Here is a 15,032-nt window from a genome sequence, read left to right on the forward strand (position 1 = left end):
TCCGGGCAACCGCCCGGCTCCGAGGTGGCACCCCACCAGCGTGACATTGCAGTCGCATCGCAAACGAGATACCGTCAGATGCAATGCAGTTGTATTGCAACGAGAGTGGGCTCCCATGCACGTGATCGCACTGTCGGAGGTGACCGCCGCCATGACCGCCCTGGTCGGTGGCAAGGCGGCCGGGCTGGGCGAGCTGATCCGGCACGGCGAGCAGGTGCCCGACGGCTTCTGCGTCACTACCGAGGCACACCGGCTCGGCGTCGTCCCCACCGCCGAGGTCGTCGCCGCGTACCAGCGGCTCGGCGCGGGCGCGGTGGCGGTGCGCTCCAGCGCGACCGCCGAGGACCTCCCGGACGCGAGCTTCGCCGGGCAGCAGGACACCGTCCTCGACGTCACCGGCACCGACGAGCTGATCGCCGCCATCGAGAAGTGCTGGGCGTCGCTGCACGGCGACCGGGCGACCGCCTACCGCGACGCCCACGGCATCGATCACCAGACGGTACGGATGGCCGTCGTCGTGCAGCGCATGGTCACACCCACCGTGGCCGGAGTGCTGTTCACCGCGAACCCGCTGACCGGGCGTCGTGACGAGATGGCCGTCGACGCCGCTGCCGGCCTCGGCACCACAGTCGTGGACGGTGCCGCCGCCGTCGACCACTACCTTCTCGACGACGTCACCCGCGCCGAGGCCGGCTGCCTGACGTCCCCGCAACTGGCTCGCCTCCGCGCCACCGGCGAGCGGTTGCAGGCCCATTTCGGCGGCCCCCAGGATGTCGAGTGGGCGATCGACGCGGATGACCAGCTGTGGCTCCTCCAGTCCCGGCCGATCACCAGCCTGTTCCCCGCCCCACCGCCCAGCGAGAAGCCTCTCCCCCGCGTCTACCTGGAGTTCGGGCACGTCCAGGGGATGCTGCAACCGGTCACCCCGATGGGCATGTCGACCCTGCGTAGGCAGATCGCCGCGATGCTCGCCGCGCTCGGGGTACGGGTCGAGATCGTCGACATCGGCGGACGCCTCTACGGCGACCTGACCGACCTCGCCCGCGACCCGTCGTCCCGCAAGCGGCTGGTGAAGCTCCTCGCTGTCGACTTCGGGCCGCGCGCCCAGGCGGTGATGCGGCACGTACTGGCGGATCCCCGGTTCGCCCCGACCAGCGGCGGCACCCGGCGCGCGGGGGCATCGGGAGCCGCGTCACTGCGGACGGCCCGCCGCGCGGTGACGGGGATCCTGCGGGCGCTGGCCCGCCCCGAGGCAGCGCGGACCCGGATGTTTGAGGCGATCGAGCAGCTGAGGGTGACCTCAGCCGCCCCCGCCGACCTGCGTACCACCGGCGACCGGCTGCGCTTCGTGCAGGCGCAGGACACCGACGCCGACGACACCGCCGACGCGATCATGTGGCCGATCGTCGCCGGGATGCTCGCCGCCGCCCTGCCGACCGCGCTGCTCAAGGGCGTCGCCGGGCCGGACGAGATCCACACCGTGCTCGGCGGCATGCCGCACAACGTCACCATCGAGATGGACCTGGCCCTGTGGCGGCTCGCCCAGGGCGTGGGCGAGCACCGCCGGCTTCTCCTCGACACCCCGCCGGCCGAGTTGGCCGCACGCCACCTGCACGGGACGTTGCCCGACATCGGCATGGCGGCGTTCCTGGACGTCTACGGGCACCGGGGCGTCGCCGAAGTCGACCTCGGGGTGCCGCGTTGGGCGGAGGACCCCACGCCGGTCTTCGCCGCGGTCGTCAACTACCTGCGGGTGACCGATCCGCAACAGGCTCCCGACCAGCGCTTCCAGCGGGCCGCCTCAGCGGCGGAGACGGCGCTGGAGGAGTTGGTCACCCGAGCTCGCCGTAGCCGGCCGGTGCGGGGCAGGATCGCCGGCTTCCTCTTGCGCCGGGCGCGGTCGTTGGCCGGCCTGCGCGAGGCCGGCAAGTTCGCCGGGCTGTACCCGCTGCGCGAGACCCGTCGCCAACTGCTGCTCATCGGCGCCGACCTGCACGCCCACGGGTTGCTGGACCAGCCCGACGACATCATGTTCCTGACCCTCGACGAGGTGCACACCGGCGTACACCAGGGTGTGGATCTGCGCGGCACCGTCACCGCCCGGCGGGCCGTGCACCGCCGGGAGCTGCGGCGTCGGACCGTGCCGGTGGCGCTGCTCTCCGACGGTACGGACGTCGAGACCGTCCTGCCGGCGGCATCGACCGGCGACGGGACGCTCGCCGGAGTGGGCGCGTCGGCGGGCCGGGTGACCGGCCCCGCCCGGGTCGTGCACGATCCGGGCACCGCCCACGTCGAGCCCGGCGAGGTCCTGGTGGCCGCGACCACGGACCCCGGCTGGACCCCGCTGTTCCTCACCGCGGCGGCGCTGGTCACCGAGACCGGCGCGATCATGGCGCACGGCCCGACGGTGGCCCGTGAGTACGGCATTCCCGCCGTCATCTGCGTGCCGGACGCCACCCGGACCATCATCACCGGGCAGCTCGTCACAGTGGACGGCGGCGCCGGAACCGTCACGCCGCACGAACCGTCGGCATCCGAGCGAGAAGGACGACCATGACCGACACGAAGACCCCGACCAGGGCGCGGGTGGGCCCGCTGCTGCGTCGGGCCGCCGAGGCCGAGGCCGCGACGTGGCGCAGCCTGTACGTGTGGGCACGGCGTCGTCCACTGCCGCTGGGCCCCGGCGACGAGCCGTTCGGCTACCTCGGCGTGGTCAAGCCGATCCTGGGCATCTTCATCGGCCTGTCGGTCGTGGAGATCCCGATCTTCGACGTGGTGGTCACCCACGTGGTTCCGTGGCGGCCGGCCCGCTGGATCGTGCTGGGCCTCGGCATCTGGGGGTTGCTCTGGATGATCGGCCTGTTCGCCAGCATGACGATCCACCCCCACGTCGTGGGCGATCGGGGCCTGCGGGTGCGGCTCAGCTCGGGCATCGACATCTGGATCCCGTGGACGGAGGTCGAGGCGCTGCGCAAGCGCTACCGCTCGCTGCCGTCGAGCAGGTCTGTGCAGGTCGAGCAGGAGGGCGACCGGCGGGTGGTGTCCATCTCGGTCGGCAGCCAGACCAGCATCGACGTCCTACTGCGCCGGCCGCTGACCTTCGACCTGCCGAGAGCCGGGTCCACGCCGGTGCACGAGCTGCGGCTGTACGCCGACGACCCGGACGGCCTGCTGCGCAGCGCGCGGGGCACTCCGGTGAGCCAGACCGTCAGCCGGTGACCACCGCGCTGGCGGAGTCTCCGGGCCACCCACTGTGAAACGATCGAGGCCATGCCCAAGAAGGTCGATCACCAGGAGCGACGCACCCTCATCGCGGACGCGCTGATGCGGGTCGCCGCGGATCAGGGCCTGGAGGCCGTCAGCCTTCGACACGTGGCCGCCGAGGCCGGGGTGTCGGCGGGAATGGTCCAGCACTACTTCCGGACCAAGGACGAGATGATGGCCTTCGCGTTGACTGTGGTGCGGGAGCGCAGCCAGAGCCGGGTCACCGAGGCGGTGGCACGGCTGGGCGAGACCCCGTCACCTCGACTGCTGCTGCGTACGATGCTCGCCGCGCTGCTGCCGCTCGACGACGGCACCCGCGACAACGGGCGGGTCGCGCTCGCGTTCCTCGCCTACACGGCGGTGCGACCGTCAACCGCGCCCCGCCTGCACGAGGACACCGCGCAGTTCACCGGGTTCATCGCCAGCGTCCTGCCCGACCGGCACGGAGTCGCCGCCGCCTCCGGCCTGCTGGCGCTGATGGAAGGGCTCGGCGTCTACCTGCTGGGCGGGCAGTACACCGCCGAACAGGCGCTGGGGGCACTGGACGCCCACCTCGACCTGCTCTTCGGCTGATCCCGCCGTAACTGGCCGGAGGTTCCCAGCGGGGCCCACTGCCGAAGTCGCGGTGTGCCCATGTACCGGGGACACCGCGACTTCGGCGGTCGGAGCCCGCCCGACTCAGTGCGCCGTGACGCCCGCCCGCGCCTTCAGGCGGCGCAGCTCGTCGGCGGACATCAGCCAGGTGGAGTTCGTCATACCCAGGCCGAGGAGTACCTGGTCGAAGGTGTTGCCGTCGTTGTCGTCGGTGTAGCAGACGCTCACCTCGCCCCACGGCGACGCGGCGACGGCGACGTGCTCCTGGCGACCCGTCGTGGTCTGGCTCAGCGCCTGCGCCGCCAGCCGGCCGGTGGACGTGCCGTCCGGGTTGAGGCCACGTGCCCAGACGTCCGGGTTGACGCCGGACACCGTCCAGCCCACCACCACGTTGTCCTGGTCGTCGATGCCGACGCCCGGGGCGATGGCACCGGTTGCGGTGGAGACCGGAACCTCGTCGTGCCGGGCCGCGCCCGCGGCGGTGAACGATCGGGCCCAGACACCCCGGGTGCCGGTGTGGTCGGATTCCCACCCGACGGTGAAGTCACCGGCGAAGTTCGCCGCCACCGAGGCCCGCTGCTGCTGCCCGCCGCTCTGCGCGTTGGCCGTGCGCCGCGACAGCGCCACGGCACCGTTGGACCGGGCCAGCCGGGTCAGCCCGATGTTGTACGAGCCGTTGGCGTCGGCGTCCTCGTCCCAGACCACCAGCGCCTCGCCGGCGGCGGACACCGCAACGTCGGGACGGTGGTGCTGGCCCGTCGTCTGCGAGGCGGTCACCTCGTACGCCTTGGTGGTGGCGGCGGTGAAGCCGGCGGCCTTGACGGCGGCGGGGGCGGTGCCCTGCACGTCCTCCCAGACCACGGTGAAGCCGACGGCGGCGTTGGTGGGCGCGCCGTCCGGGTCGACCGAGACCTTCGGCCAGATCTGCTGCCCGGCGTCGCTGGCGTTGACCTGCCCCGAGCCGAGCACCGCGCCGGCGGGCGACACCACCCGGTACTGGATGTTGTAGACGCCGTTGCCGTCGCCGTCGGCGGCCCACACCACCACGGCGTTGCCCCGGTCGTCGAGCCCGACGTCGGGGCTGAGGTGCCGCCAGGCGGCCCCGCTGGTTCCGCCGCCGGAGAGCTTCAGCTCGTACGCGGGTGTGCCGTCGCGGAACAGCCGCAGGTAGACCTCGCTGTGGGTGTCGTCCTCCGGTGCGGCGCTGTCCCGGTCGTCCTCCCAGACCACGGCGACGTGGCCGTTGCGGTTCATGGCGATGGAGGGCCGGTCCTGGTCGCCGGTGGCGACGCTGTTCGCGGTGGTCCAGGTGACCGCCTCGGCGGTCATGGCGGTCGGGCCGGGAACCACGTTCGGGATCAGCAGGGACGCGGTGAGCAGTGCGGTGATCGCGGTCATGGTGGCTCTCTCCCTTACCCGGCCTGCAGGCCGGGCTGGCCGTCGAGGATGACGAACGAGCGCACCGTGGACGCCGCCGCGCCGTGCTCGGTCACTGTGTTCACCGCGCGGAAGTCCGCGCGGACCTGGCTGCGGGTGATGGTGGTACGGACGTAGCCGCGCCGGTCCGAGTAGAACTTCAGGTGCGGGTTGGCCGCCGCGTTCGGGACGGTGGTGCTGCCGCTGCCGTTGCCGGTCGAGCTGATCGAGGTGCAGACCAGCTCGGTGCCGACCGTGGCCGAGTTGGGGTTGGCGTAGTCGGCCTTGAGATCGTTGGCCCACGAGCGGTGCACGTCGCCGGTGAGCACCAGCGGGTTGCGCACCCCACGCTGCTGCCAACCGCCCTGGATGCGGCTGCGGGAGGCCCGGTAGCCGTCCCACGCGTCCATGCTCGCCGCCCCGTTCGCGTCGAGCTGCTGGGCGAAGAAGACCTGCTGGCCGAGGATGTCCCAGGTGCCGTAGCGCTGGGCCAGCCCGTCGAGCAGCCAGGCCTCCTGGGTGGCGCCGGTCAGTGACCGGGAGGCCAGGTCGGCGTCGGCGCAGACCTTCCAGCCGTCGCCACAGGCCTGGTCGTCGCGGAACTGTCGGGTGTCGAGCATGTGGAAGGTGGCGAGTTGCCCCCACCGGACCCGCCGGTACAGCGGGATGCTGTTGCCGCTGGCGGCGGACGCCGGCCGCAGCGGCATGTTCTCGTAGTAGGCCCGGTACGCGGCGGCGCGCCGGGCGGTCCACTGGGCGGCGGTCAGCGTGGGGCTGCTGTCGTTGCGGACCATGTTGGCGTAGTTGTTCTCCACCTCGTGGTCGTCCGGCACCACCAGCCAGGGCGCCGCCGCGTGGGCCGCCTGCAGGTCCGGGTCGGACTTGTAGAGCGCGTACCGGCGGCGGTAGTCCGCCAACGACACGATCTCGGCGCCGACGTGTTGGCGCACCGTGGAGCTGCCGACGCCGCCCTCGTAGATGTAGTCGCCGAGGTGCAGGATCAGACCGGGGTTGTCCTCGGCCATCCGCCGGTACGCGGTGTAGTAGCCGGCCTCGTAGTGGGCGCAGGAGGCGAAAGCCATCACCAGTTCGCGACCGAAGGCGCTGGGCGCCGGGGCGGTCCGGGTCCGCCCGACCGGCGAGATCTGCCCCTGGGCCCGAAACCGGTAGTAGTAGTCGGAGTCGGCGGCCAGGCCGCCCGCGACGACGTGCACGGAGTGCGCGTCGGCGTACCGGGCGACCACCGCGCCGGAGGCGACCAGCGAGGTGAACCGGTCGGTGGTGGACACCTGCCACTCCACGGTCACGTCGGCGTTGGCCATGCCGCCCTGCCCGTCGGCGTTGAGCGGGGAGGGTGCCAGCCGGGTCCAGAGGACCACGCTGTCCGGTGCCGGGTCACCGGACGCCACACCGAGTTTGAAGGGGTACGGCACCGCTGCACGGGCACCCTGGAGGGGTGTCACAGCGGCTCCGGCGGTCACCAGTCCACCAAGGACGAAAATGCGACGGCTCAGCCTTGTCATGGTCAACAGCCTCGGGAACGTCGATGAACGGCGATGGCTGCGCGGCGGAATCCGACATGACGGAATGCTGTCCGCGCCAAGGCGTTCAGGTGTCCGGGCCGCCGGGCCGGGGACGACCCGTCAGGTCAACGGCGACGGCGACTCGGCACCGGGGATCACCAGCGCCGGCGCAGCGGACCCGTCCGCCGGGACGCTCCACACGTCGGGCTGGCCGTCGTCGCGGCGCAGCGTGTAGGCGAGCTTTCCGCTGTCCAGCCAGGCGGCCTGGTCGTCGACGCTGCGGGTCTCGGCGGTCGCGGTGACCCGCATGCTCGTTAGGTCCAGGACCGACAGCCGCCAGCCCTTCGCCGGGTCGGCGTCGACCGCCTCCTTGAACGCGATCCGGGTGCCGTCCGGTGACAGCGACGGGCACTCGACGTTCTCCTTCAGCGTCTCGACCGTACGGGCGGCGAGGTCACCCCGGACCAGGTAGCGCTTACCCCCGGTCGACATGGTCGCGTAGAAGCGGTTGTCGTCGGCCGTGAAGGTGACACCCCAGTAGTTGACGTCCGGGTTGCGGTAGGCCCGACCGTCCCGGATGATGGCGAACTCCTCGAGCGACGACACCGTGGCGCCGGTGCGGTCGTCGAGAATCCCGGTGCGGGTGGAGAAACCACCGGAGGCGTACGAGTCGCCGCCGACAAACGTGGTCCAGGAGACCATCCGGCCGGACGCCGAGACCCGGGCCCGGTTCGGCAGACCCGGCACGCTCACCGCCCGGGTCTGGCGCAGCGTCGCGTCGAGCACGACGACCTGGTACGACCAGGCGGTCTCCGGCTTCAGGCAGACCCCGGTGCCGGCTGCGGCGTACACCCGGAGGCATTCCAGGCCGGCGACGGTGCGCGGCCCGGCGGGGTCGGTCGCGGCCACCGTGGACACGTGCCGGTCGGTGATCGCCAGCAGGCGCGGCCCGGGTGTCAGGGTGACCGCCTGCTCCCCGCTGGCTGCCGGCGGCGGCGGGGGCGTCTCCGCCGCCGTCGCGGCGTAGCCGGCCGCCACCGCGCCCAGCAGCACGGCCGAGGCGACCACCACACCGAGCTTCGCTCGGGTCGACATCGCGGTCATCGGGACACCTTCCGGGTGGTGAGTCGGAACGGGGAGGCCAGCAGGAGCAGCGTGCCGAGCAGGACGCCGGCGACGGCCACGGCCGCCGCGCGGATCGCGTTCTCCGGCCCCCACGCCTGCCAGGCCAGACCGAACAGCACGGAGGAGACGAGGTACGCGAGGGCCTGCCCGGTCTGCACCAACGCGATTCCGGTGGTACGCAGCCGCGCCGGCAACACCGGACCGGCGAGCGCGATGAGGACGCCGTCGGTGGCCGCGTAGAAGGCGCCGTACAGGGTCAGCGCGAGGGCGATCAGCGGCCACCCGTCGACCGGGCCGGCCAGCAGCAGATACGTCGCGCCGAGGGCGGTGTAGCCGCCGATCACCACGGGCAGACGACCGATCCGGTCGGCGAGTACGCCGAGCGGAGCAGCGAGCAGCAGGTACGCCAGGCTGGTTCCCACCGCGAGCAGCGGAAACCAGCGCAGGCCGAGGTCCATTCGGCGTTGCAGCAGCAGGTAGACGAAGCCGTCGCCGATGGTGGCCAGCCCGAGCATCGCGGCGGCCAGCACCAGCCGCCGGGCCGGTCCGCCGCGCAGCAGCCCGAACGCCTCGCGGACGGAGACCTTCGCCTCGTTGGTCTCGTCCGCCGCCCCGCCGTTCACCACCTCGCCGTTCACCACCTCGCCGGGTGGCTGCTCCCGGACGAAGAGCACGAGCACCACCACGGCCAGAGCGGCGATGCAGAAGCTGGTGACGAACACCGCGTCGTACGACTGCCCGACGACCAGCAGGACCGCGAACGCGGCGAGTGGCCCGAGGAACGCGCCGACGCTGTCCATCGCCCGGTGCACCCCGAACGCGCGACCCAGCGCCTCCGGTGGCGTGGAGAGGGTGATCAGCGCGTCCCGCGGCGCGCTGCGCACCCCCTTGCCGATCCGGTCGACGGCGATGACGGCGCCGATCGCCGGGATCGACCGACCGGCGAGCAGCAGGCCGAGCTTCGCGACCGCCGAGAGCGCGTACCCGATGCCGGCGATCAGCTTGCGCCGCCGGAACCGGTCGGCGGCGAAACCACCGACGACCCGCAGCAGCGCGGTGGCGCCGGTGTGGACGCCGTCCAGCACGCCGAAGGCCACCGGGCTGAGATGCAGGCCCAGCACCAGATAGAGCGGCAGGACCGCGGCCACCATCTCGGCCGACACGTCGGTGATCAGACTGACCGTGCCGAGCGCGACCACGTTGCCGCTGACCATCGTGAACCGGCGGCGGCGGGGGCCCGATCCGGGTTCGTCGGCGACCGGTCGGGAGACGGTCGACAGGTACACGCGCATCTCCTCGGGTCGGTAGCTGACGGTCAGCCATCGTTGCGACTGAGGGCAGGGGCGGCAAGGCTCCGCCGGGGAGCGCCAGGCGTGCGGCGGATGAACATCCGACAAACATCGAGATGTTTAACTGGCTGAGCGTACTGTTCATTCGACTGTGGTCCGCCGGTCCGTCGTCTCTCCTACATTCCTTGCGCTCTTCCCACGAGGTAAGGAGTCCTGCATGGACATTCGATTCCCCCGTCCGTCGGTGACGCTGGGGGTGGTCACGGTGATCGTCGCCGCGACCGCCGCCGTCGTCGTGACCGGCGCCGGCGCGGCGTCGGCGGCGAGCGTGACCTTCACGCCCGTCGCCGACACCTACGTCCAGAGCGACACGGCGGCCACCAACTACGGCACGTCCACCCAGGTCGTGGTCGACAACTCGCCGGCGCGGCGCTCGTTCCTGCGCTTCACGGTGAGCGGTGTCAGCGGTACGGTGACCAGCGCCAAGCTGCGGCTGCGAACGATCAGCGGCAACAGCGGCAGCGACGCCGGTGGCACGTTCCGCCGGATGTCCAACACGACCTGGTCGGAGACCGGCACCACCTGGAACAACCAGCCGGCCATCGACGGCGCCACGCTCGGCACGATCAGCGCGGTCAGCGGCAACAGCTGGTACGAGGTCGACGTCACGGCCGCCGTCACCGGCAACGGCACGTACAGCTTCGGTGCCACCTCGACCAGCGGTGACGGCGCCTACTACGACACCCGCGAGAGCGGCGCCGACGCTCCGCAACTCGTGGTCACCACCGGCAGCACCACGCCGCCCCCGTCGGGCGACCCGGTCTTCGTCGGTGCCGGCGACATCGCCGACTCGGGCTCCGGCGACAGCGCCACCGCGACGCTGCTCGACAGCATCCCGGGAACGGTCTTCACCACCGGCGACAACGTCTACGACAGTGGGACGGCGTCGCAGTTCACCAACTACTACGAGCCCACCTGGGGTCGGCACAAGTCGCGCACCCGCCCGTCGTCGGGCAACCACGACTACAACACGTCGGGCGCGAGCGGCTACTACACCTACTTCGGTACGTCGGCCGGCCCGAGCGGTCGCGGGTACTACTCGTTCGACCTCGGCAACTGGCACGTCGTGTCGCTGAACTCGAACATCAGCATGTCGGCCGGCTCGACGCAGGAGCAGTGGCTGCGCGCGGACCTGGCCGCCAGCAGCAAGCCGTGCACGATCGCGTACTGGCACCACCCGCTCTTCACGTCCAGCTCCAACCACGCGCCGTCGACGTCGACGCGCCCGCTGTACCAGGCTCTCTACGACTACAACGCCGACGTCGTGGTCTGGGGGCACAACCACGTGTACGAGCGGTTCGCCCCGATGAACCCCGCCGGTGTCGCCGACTCCAGCCGAGGTCTGCGCAGCTTCGTCGCCGGGATGGGCGGTGCCGGACACTACGGCTTCGGCACCATCCAGCCCAACAGCGAGGCGCGTAACAGCTCGGCGTGGGGCCTACTGAAGTTCACCCTGCACTCCAACAGCTACGACTGGCAGTTCGTACCGGTAGCCGGCCAGACCTACACCGACACCGGCACCACCACCTGCCACTAACCCACCCCACCCCACCCCACCCCGTCGATCTTGCACTTTCTGTCCCGGCTTATGCCGTATAAGCCGCAGATCGTCGACAGCAAGTGCAAGATCGCGGAGTTGGTGGGAACGCCGGAGGGCCCCTGACCGCGTCGCGGTCAGGGGCCCTCCGGGTTTGCGCGGGGGTCAGCGGGCCGTGCCGGCGCGACGCTTGTTGTAGACGTCGAAGGCGACCGCGACGAGCAGAACGAGACCCTTCACCACCGACTGGGTCGACTGGTCGATGCCCATCAGCTGCATGCCGTTGCTCATCACCGCCATGATCAGACCACCGACCATCGCGCCCACCACGGTGCCCACGCCACCGGTGACCGCCGCACCGCCGATGAAGGCAGCGGCGATCGCGTCCAGCTCGAACATGTTGCCGGCAGCGGGCTGGGCGCCGTTGGACCGCGACGAGTAGATGACGCCGGCCACCGCCGCCAGGAAGCCCATGTTGACGAACATCCAGAAGTTGACGGTGCGGACCTTCACCCCGGAGAGCGCCGCCGCCGACAGGTTGCCGCCGATCGCGTAGACCTGCCGACCGAAGACGGTACGCCGGGTGAGCAGGCCGTAGACCAGCACCAGGACCGCCAGGATGATCAGCACGATCGGCAGCCCTCGGGCGTGCGCCAGCTGCCAGGCGAAGTACATGAGGACCGCGCCGACCAGCACGACCCGGGCGACGAAGAGCGGGAACGACTCGACGGGCTGCTGGTAGCGGATACGCGCCACGCGGGTGCGGAAGCCGCTGACCGCGTACCCGGCCACGGCGATGGCGCCGATCAGCAACGTGAAGGCGTCGAAGCCCTGCCCACCGAGCAGGCCGTTGAGGAAGCCCGCCGCGACCTGCTGGTACTCGGACGGGAACGGCGACAACGAGATGTTGTCGAGCACCCGCAGCGTCAGACCCCGGAACAGCAACATGCCGGCCAGGGTCACGATGAAGGCCGGAATGCCGGCGTACGCCACCCAGAACCCGTGCCACGCGCCGACCGCGACGCCGACGACGAGCGCGGCCACGACGCCGATCCACCAGGGGTGACCCTGCTGGATCACCAGGACGGCGGAGACCGCTCCGGTGAGTGCGACGACCGACCCGACCGACAGGTCGATGTGCCCACCGATGATCAGGATGACCATCCCGATCGCGAGGACCAGGATGTACGAGTACTGGAGGACGATGTTGGTGATGTTGCCGGGGCTCAGCAACACCCCGTCGGTCAGGACCGCGAAGAGCGCGACGATGACGACCAGGGCGACGTAGATACCGCTCTGCCGCAGGTTGTTCAACACCAGCGCCCGCAGGTCGCTCGTCCCGCTGTGCAGGGCCGCGCCGGGCGCGCTGTCCGGGGGTGTGGGGCGCTCCGTCGAAGGGGTCTTGATGCTGGTCATCCGACGAGCTCCTTGTCCTTGGTCATCAGCTCCATGAGGCTCTCCTGAGTCGCCTCGGCCACCGGCATCTCGCCGGTGATCCGGCCGGCGGCGAGGGTGTAGATGCGGTCGCACATTCCGAGCAGCTCCGGCAGCTCGGAGGAGATGACGATCACCGCCTTACCGGCGGCCACCAGCCGGTTGATGATCGTGTAGATCTCGTACTTGGCGCCGACGTCGATACCGCGGGTGGGCTCGTCGAGGATCAGCACGTCCGGGTCGGTGAACAGCCACTTCGACAGCACGACCTTCTGCTGGTTGCCGCCGGAGAGTTTGCCGACCACCGCCATGACGCTCGGCGTGCGGATGTTCATCTCCTTGCGGCTCGTCTCGGCAACCTTGATCTCCTCGTTGCCGTTCACCCAGCCCAGGCGGGACAGCCGGCCCAGCGCGGCGGCGGACACGTTGCGCCGCACGTCGTCGATGAGGTTGAGCCCGTAGTGCTTGCGGTCCTCGGTGACGTAGGCGATGCCGTTGTCGATCGCCTCGGCGACGGAGCGCGCCTGCACCTCCCGCCCGTGGACGAAGAGTCGGCCCTGGATGTCGCGCCCGTAGGACCGACCGAACACGCTCATGGCCAGCTCGGTCCGGCCGGCACCCATGAGGCCCGCGATGCCGACGACCTCGCCGGCGCGTACGGACAGCCCGACGCCCTCGACGACCATCCGGTCCTGGACCGGGTGCCGCACGGTCCAGTCCTCGATGCGCAGGACCTCGTCACCCGGCGACGACTCGCGGTCGGGGTAGAAGCTGTCCAGGTCGCGCCCGACCATGCCGCGGATGATCCGCTGCTGGGTCACCTCGTCCGACTTCATGTCGAGAGTTTCCACGGCGCGCCCGTCACGGATGACGGTGGTCGAGTCGGCGATGGCGGTGATCTCGTTGAGCTTGTGCGAGATCATGATGCAGGTGATGCCCTGCTCCTTGAGCGCCCGCAGCAGGTCGAGCAGGTGCGCCGAGTCGATGTCGTTGAGCGCGGCCGTCGGCTCGTCCAGGATGAGCAGGCGCACCTTCTTCGACAGCGCCTTGGCGATCTCCACCAGCTGCTGCTTGCCGACACCGAGCTGGATGACCGGGGTGACGGGGTTCTCGTGCAGCCCGACGGACGCCAGCAGCTTCGCCGCTTCGGCGTTGGCGAAGTTCCAGTCGATGAGGCCGCTGCGGCCGCGCCGTTCGTTGCCGAGGAAGATGTTCTCCGCGATCGACAGGTACGGCACCAGAGCGAGCTCCTGGTGGATGATGACGATGCCGTTGGCCTCGCTGTCGCGGATGCCGCGGAACTGCATCGGCTTGCCGTCGAAGAGGATCTCGCCGTCGTACGAGCCGGACGGGTAGACGCCGGACAGCACCTTCATCAGGGTGGACTTGCCGGCGCCGTTCTCACCACAGATGGCGTGGATCTCCCCGCGGCGCACTGCGAGGGTGACGTCCTCCAGCGCGGTGACGCCGGGGAAGGTCTTGGTGATGCGACGCATCTCGAGGATGGTGTCGTCCATGGTCACTGTCCTCCGTCAGGTCTGGACGCGGTACGCGCCCAGGCGTCGGGCCCGGCGGGTGTGACCGCCGGGCCCGACGAGTGGCTTACTTCTTGGCCTGACCGGCGGCTACCTCTTCCGCCGTCCAGTAGCCGGAGTCGATCAGCGTCGCCTTGATGTCGTCCTTGTAGACGGTCGCGATCGGCAGCAGGTACGCCGGGACGACCTTGACACCGTTGTTGTAGGTCTTGGTGTCGTTGGCCTGCGGCTCCTTCTTCTGCAGGAAGGCCTCGGCCGCGTTCACGGCCTGCTCGGCCAGCAGCCGGGTGTCCTTGAAGACCGTGGAGCTCTGCACGCCGTCGTTGATCAGCTTGATCGAGGCGATCTCCGCGTCCTGGCCGGTCACCACGGGGAGCTTCTTGGCGCCCTTGCCGTAGCCGGCGTTCTGCAGGGCGGTGATGATGCCGCGGGAGATGCCGTCGTACGGGGAGAGCACCCCGTCGACCTTCGAGCCGTCGTTGTAGCTGGAGGTCAGCAGGTTCTCCATCCGCTTCTGCGCGGTCTCCTGCTGCCACCGCAGGATGGCTACCTGCTCGGGGGTGGTCTGCTTGGACTTGACGACCAGCGTCCCGTTGTCGATGAACGGCTTCAGCGTGTCCATCGCGCCGCCGTAGAAGTACTGGGTGTTGTTGTCATCCAGCGACCCGGCGAAGAGCTCGACGTTCAGTGGCCCCTTGGCGGTGCCCTTCGAGCCGTCCTTGTTCAGCAGGCCGAGACCGACGAGCAGCGCGGTGCCCTGGGCGACGCCAACCTTGTAGTTGTCGAAGCTGACGTAGAAGTCGACGTCCTTGCTGCCACGGATCAGCCGGTCGTAGGAGATGACCGGGATCTTCGCGGCCGCGGCGGCCTGCAGCTGGCTGCTGAGGGCGGTGCCGTCGATCGCCGCGAGCACCAGCACATCGGCACCCTGGGTGATCATCTGGTCGACCTGCTGCGACTGCGTGGGGATGTCGTCGCCGGCGTACTGGAGGTCGACCTTGTAGCCCTTGGCCTCCAGCTTCGACTTCACCGCGTTGCCGTCGGCGATCCACCGCTCCGACGTCTGGGTCGGCATCGAGACACCGATGGTCAGGTCGCTCGGCTTCTCGTCGCCGGACTTCTCACCGCTGCCCGCACCCCCGCCGCTGCACGCCGCCAAACTCAGCGCGAGTGCCGCGCCGCCGAGAGCAACCAGGAATTTCCTGCCCACGGGCTTCTCCTCTCTGGACTCCCCCGCCGACTGCCGGGGCCCACT

Annotated in this window: 11 protein-coding genes; 4 read left to right on the top strand and 7 right to left on the bottom strand. The window is 70.5% G+C overall.

The window, feature by feature from the left end; translation table 11 throughout:
* Positions 1-115: 115 nt before the first annotated feature.
* Genes ACZ6NZ_RS11565 through ACZ6NZ_RS11575 form a run of 3 tightly spaced genes read left to right on the top strand, consistent with a single transcriptional unit; the run spans position 116 to position 3,837 of the window.
* The gene (locus ACZ6NZ_RS11565) at positions 116-2,557 is read left to right on the top strand and encodes a PEP/pyruvate-binding domain-containing protein (RefSeq protein ID WP_465858019.1); all 2,442 of its coding nucleotides are present in this window, start codon (positions 116-118) and stop codon (positions 2,555-2,557) included.
* Complete coding sequence (locus ACZ6NZ_RS11570; RefSeq protein WP_465858021.1) at positions 2,554-3,219, top strand: PH domain-containing protein; 666 nt, start codon at positions 2,554-2,556, stop codon at positions 3,217-3,219. Before ACZ6NZ_RS11565 ends, ACZ6NZ_RS11570 begins: the two co-directional genes overlap by 4 nt.
* A 51-nt stretch (positions 3,220-3,270) precedes the next feature.
* On the top strand, positions 3,271-3,837 hold the full coding sequence (locus tag ACZ6NZ_RS11575; protein WP_465858023.1) for a TetR/AcrR family transcriptional regulator: 567 nt from the start codon (positions 3,271-3,273) through the stop codon (positions 3,835-3,837).
* Between the two features lie 105 nt (positions 3,838-3,942).
* Here the strand turns inward: ACZ6NZ_RS11575 and ACZ6NZ_RS11580 are convergent, their stop codons facing one another.
* From ACZ6NZ_RS11580 to ACZ6NZ_RS11595, 4 genes are all read right to left on the bottom strand, one after another.
* Complete coding sequence (locus ACZ6NZ_RS11580) at positions 3,943-5,256, bottom strand: hypothetical protein (RefSeq protein ID WP_465858025.1); 1,314 nt, start codon at positions 5,254-5,256, stop codon at positions 3,943-3,945.
* A 14-nt stretch (positions 5,257-5,270) separates the two neighbouring features.
* On the bottom strand, positions 5,271-6,707 hold the full coding sequence (locus ACZ6NZ_RS11585; RefSeq protein ID WP_465858027.1) for an alkaline phosphatase D family protein: 1,437 nt from the start codon (positions 6,705-6,707) through the stop codon (positions 5,271-5,273).
* Between the two features lie 210 nt (positions 6,708-6,917).
* A complete protein-coding gene (locus ACZ6NZ_RS11590) occupies positions 6,918-7,901 on the bottom strand; it encodes a TolB family protein (protein WP_465858029.1) in 984 nt (327 codons plus the stop codon).
* Entirely contained in the window at positions 7,898-9,208 is a 1,311-nt protein-coding gene (locus ACZ6NZ_RS11595; RefSeq protein ID WP_465858031.1) for an MFS transporter, read from the bottom strand. Before ACZ6NZ_RS11595 ends, ACZ6NZ_RS11590 begins: the two co-directional genes overlap by 4 nt.
* Positions 9,209-9,428: 220 nt before the next feature.
* On the opposite strand from ACZ6NZ_RS11595, the gene ACZ6NZ_RS11600 reads away from it, so the two are divergent.
* Entirely contained in the window at positions 9,429-10,808 is a 1,380-nt protein-coding gene (locus ACZ6NZ_RS11600; RefSeq protein ID WP_465858033.1) for a CBM96 family carbohydrate-binding protein, read from the top strand.
* Positions 10,809-10,973: 165 nt separating this feature from the next.
* On the opposite strand, the gene mmsB is transcribed toward ACZ6NZ_RS11600, so the two are convergent.
* The 3 genes from mmsB to chvE all read right to left on the bottom strand — a co-directional run bounded on the left by mmsB (position 10,974) and on the right by chvE (position 14,987).
* Positions 10,974-12,224: a multiple monosaccharide ABC transporter permease gene (gene mmsB / locus ACZ6NZ_RS11605; RefSeq protein ID WP_355006870.1), complete on the bottom strand. Its 1,251-nt coding sequence runs from the start codon at positions 12,222-12,224 to the stop codon at positions 10,974-10,976.
* Positions 12,221-13,759 carry a multiple monosaccharide ABC transporter ATP-binding protein gene (gene mmsA / locus ACZ6NZ_RS11610; RefSeq protein WP_366611446.1) on the bottom strand — a complete coding sequence of 513 codons (1,539 nt, stop codon included), beginning with the start codon at positions 13,757-13,759 and terminating at the stop codon, positions 12,221-12,223. The genes mmsB and mmsA overlap by 4 nt, the downstream gene beginning before the upstream one ends.
* An 85-nt stretch (positions 13,760-13,844) precedes the next feature.
* Positions 13,845-14,987 carry a multiple monosaccharide ABC transporter substrate-binding protein gene (gene chvE, locus ACZ6NZ_RS11615; protein WP_366611444.1) on the bottom strand — a complete coding sequence of 381 codons (1,143 nt, stop codon included), beginning with the start codon at positions 14,985-14,987 and terminating at the stop codon, positions 13,845-13,847.
* Positions 14,988-15,032: the final 45 nt, after the last annotated feature.

It is taken from the genome of Micromonospora sp. NPDC047756 (genome assembly GCF_055587245.1).

Bases quoted from the DNA above. Each gene is read 5' to 3' on its own strand.
- mmsB (WP_355006870.1), bottom strand. From the start codon at position 12,224: ATGACCAGCATCAAGACCCCTTCGACGGAGCGCCCCACACCCCCGGAC.
- ACZ6NZ_RS11600 (WP_465858033.1), top strand. From the start codon at position 9,429: ATGGACATTCGATTCCCCCGTCCGTCGGTGACGCTGGGGGTGGTCACG.
- ACZ6NZ_RS11580 (WP_465858025.1), bottom strand. From the start codon at position 5,256: ATGACCGCGATCACCGCACTGCTCACCGCGTCCCTGCTGATCCCGAAC.
- ACZ6NZ_RS11590 (WP_465858029.1), bottom strand. From the start codon at position 7,901: ATGACCGCGATGTCGACCCGAGCGAAGCTCGGTGTGGTGGTCGCCTCG.
- ACZ6NZ_RS11565 (WP_465858019.1), top strand. From the start codon at position 116: ATGCACGTGATCGCACTGTCGGAGGTGACCGCCGCCATGACCGCCCTG.
- ACZ6NZ_RS11570 (WP_465858021.1), top strand. From the start codon at position 2,554: ATGACCGACACGAAGACCCCGACCAGGGCGCGGGTGGGCCCGCTGCTG.
- mmsA (WP_366611446.1), bottom strand. From the start codon at position 13,759: ATGGACGACACCATCCTCGAGATGCGTCGCATCACCAAGACCTTCCCC.
- ACZ6NZ_RS11575 (WP_465858023.1), top strand. From the start codon at position 3,271: ATGCCCAAGAAGGTCGATCACCAGGAGCGACGCACCCTCATCGCGGAC.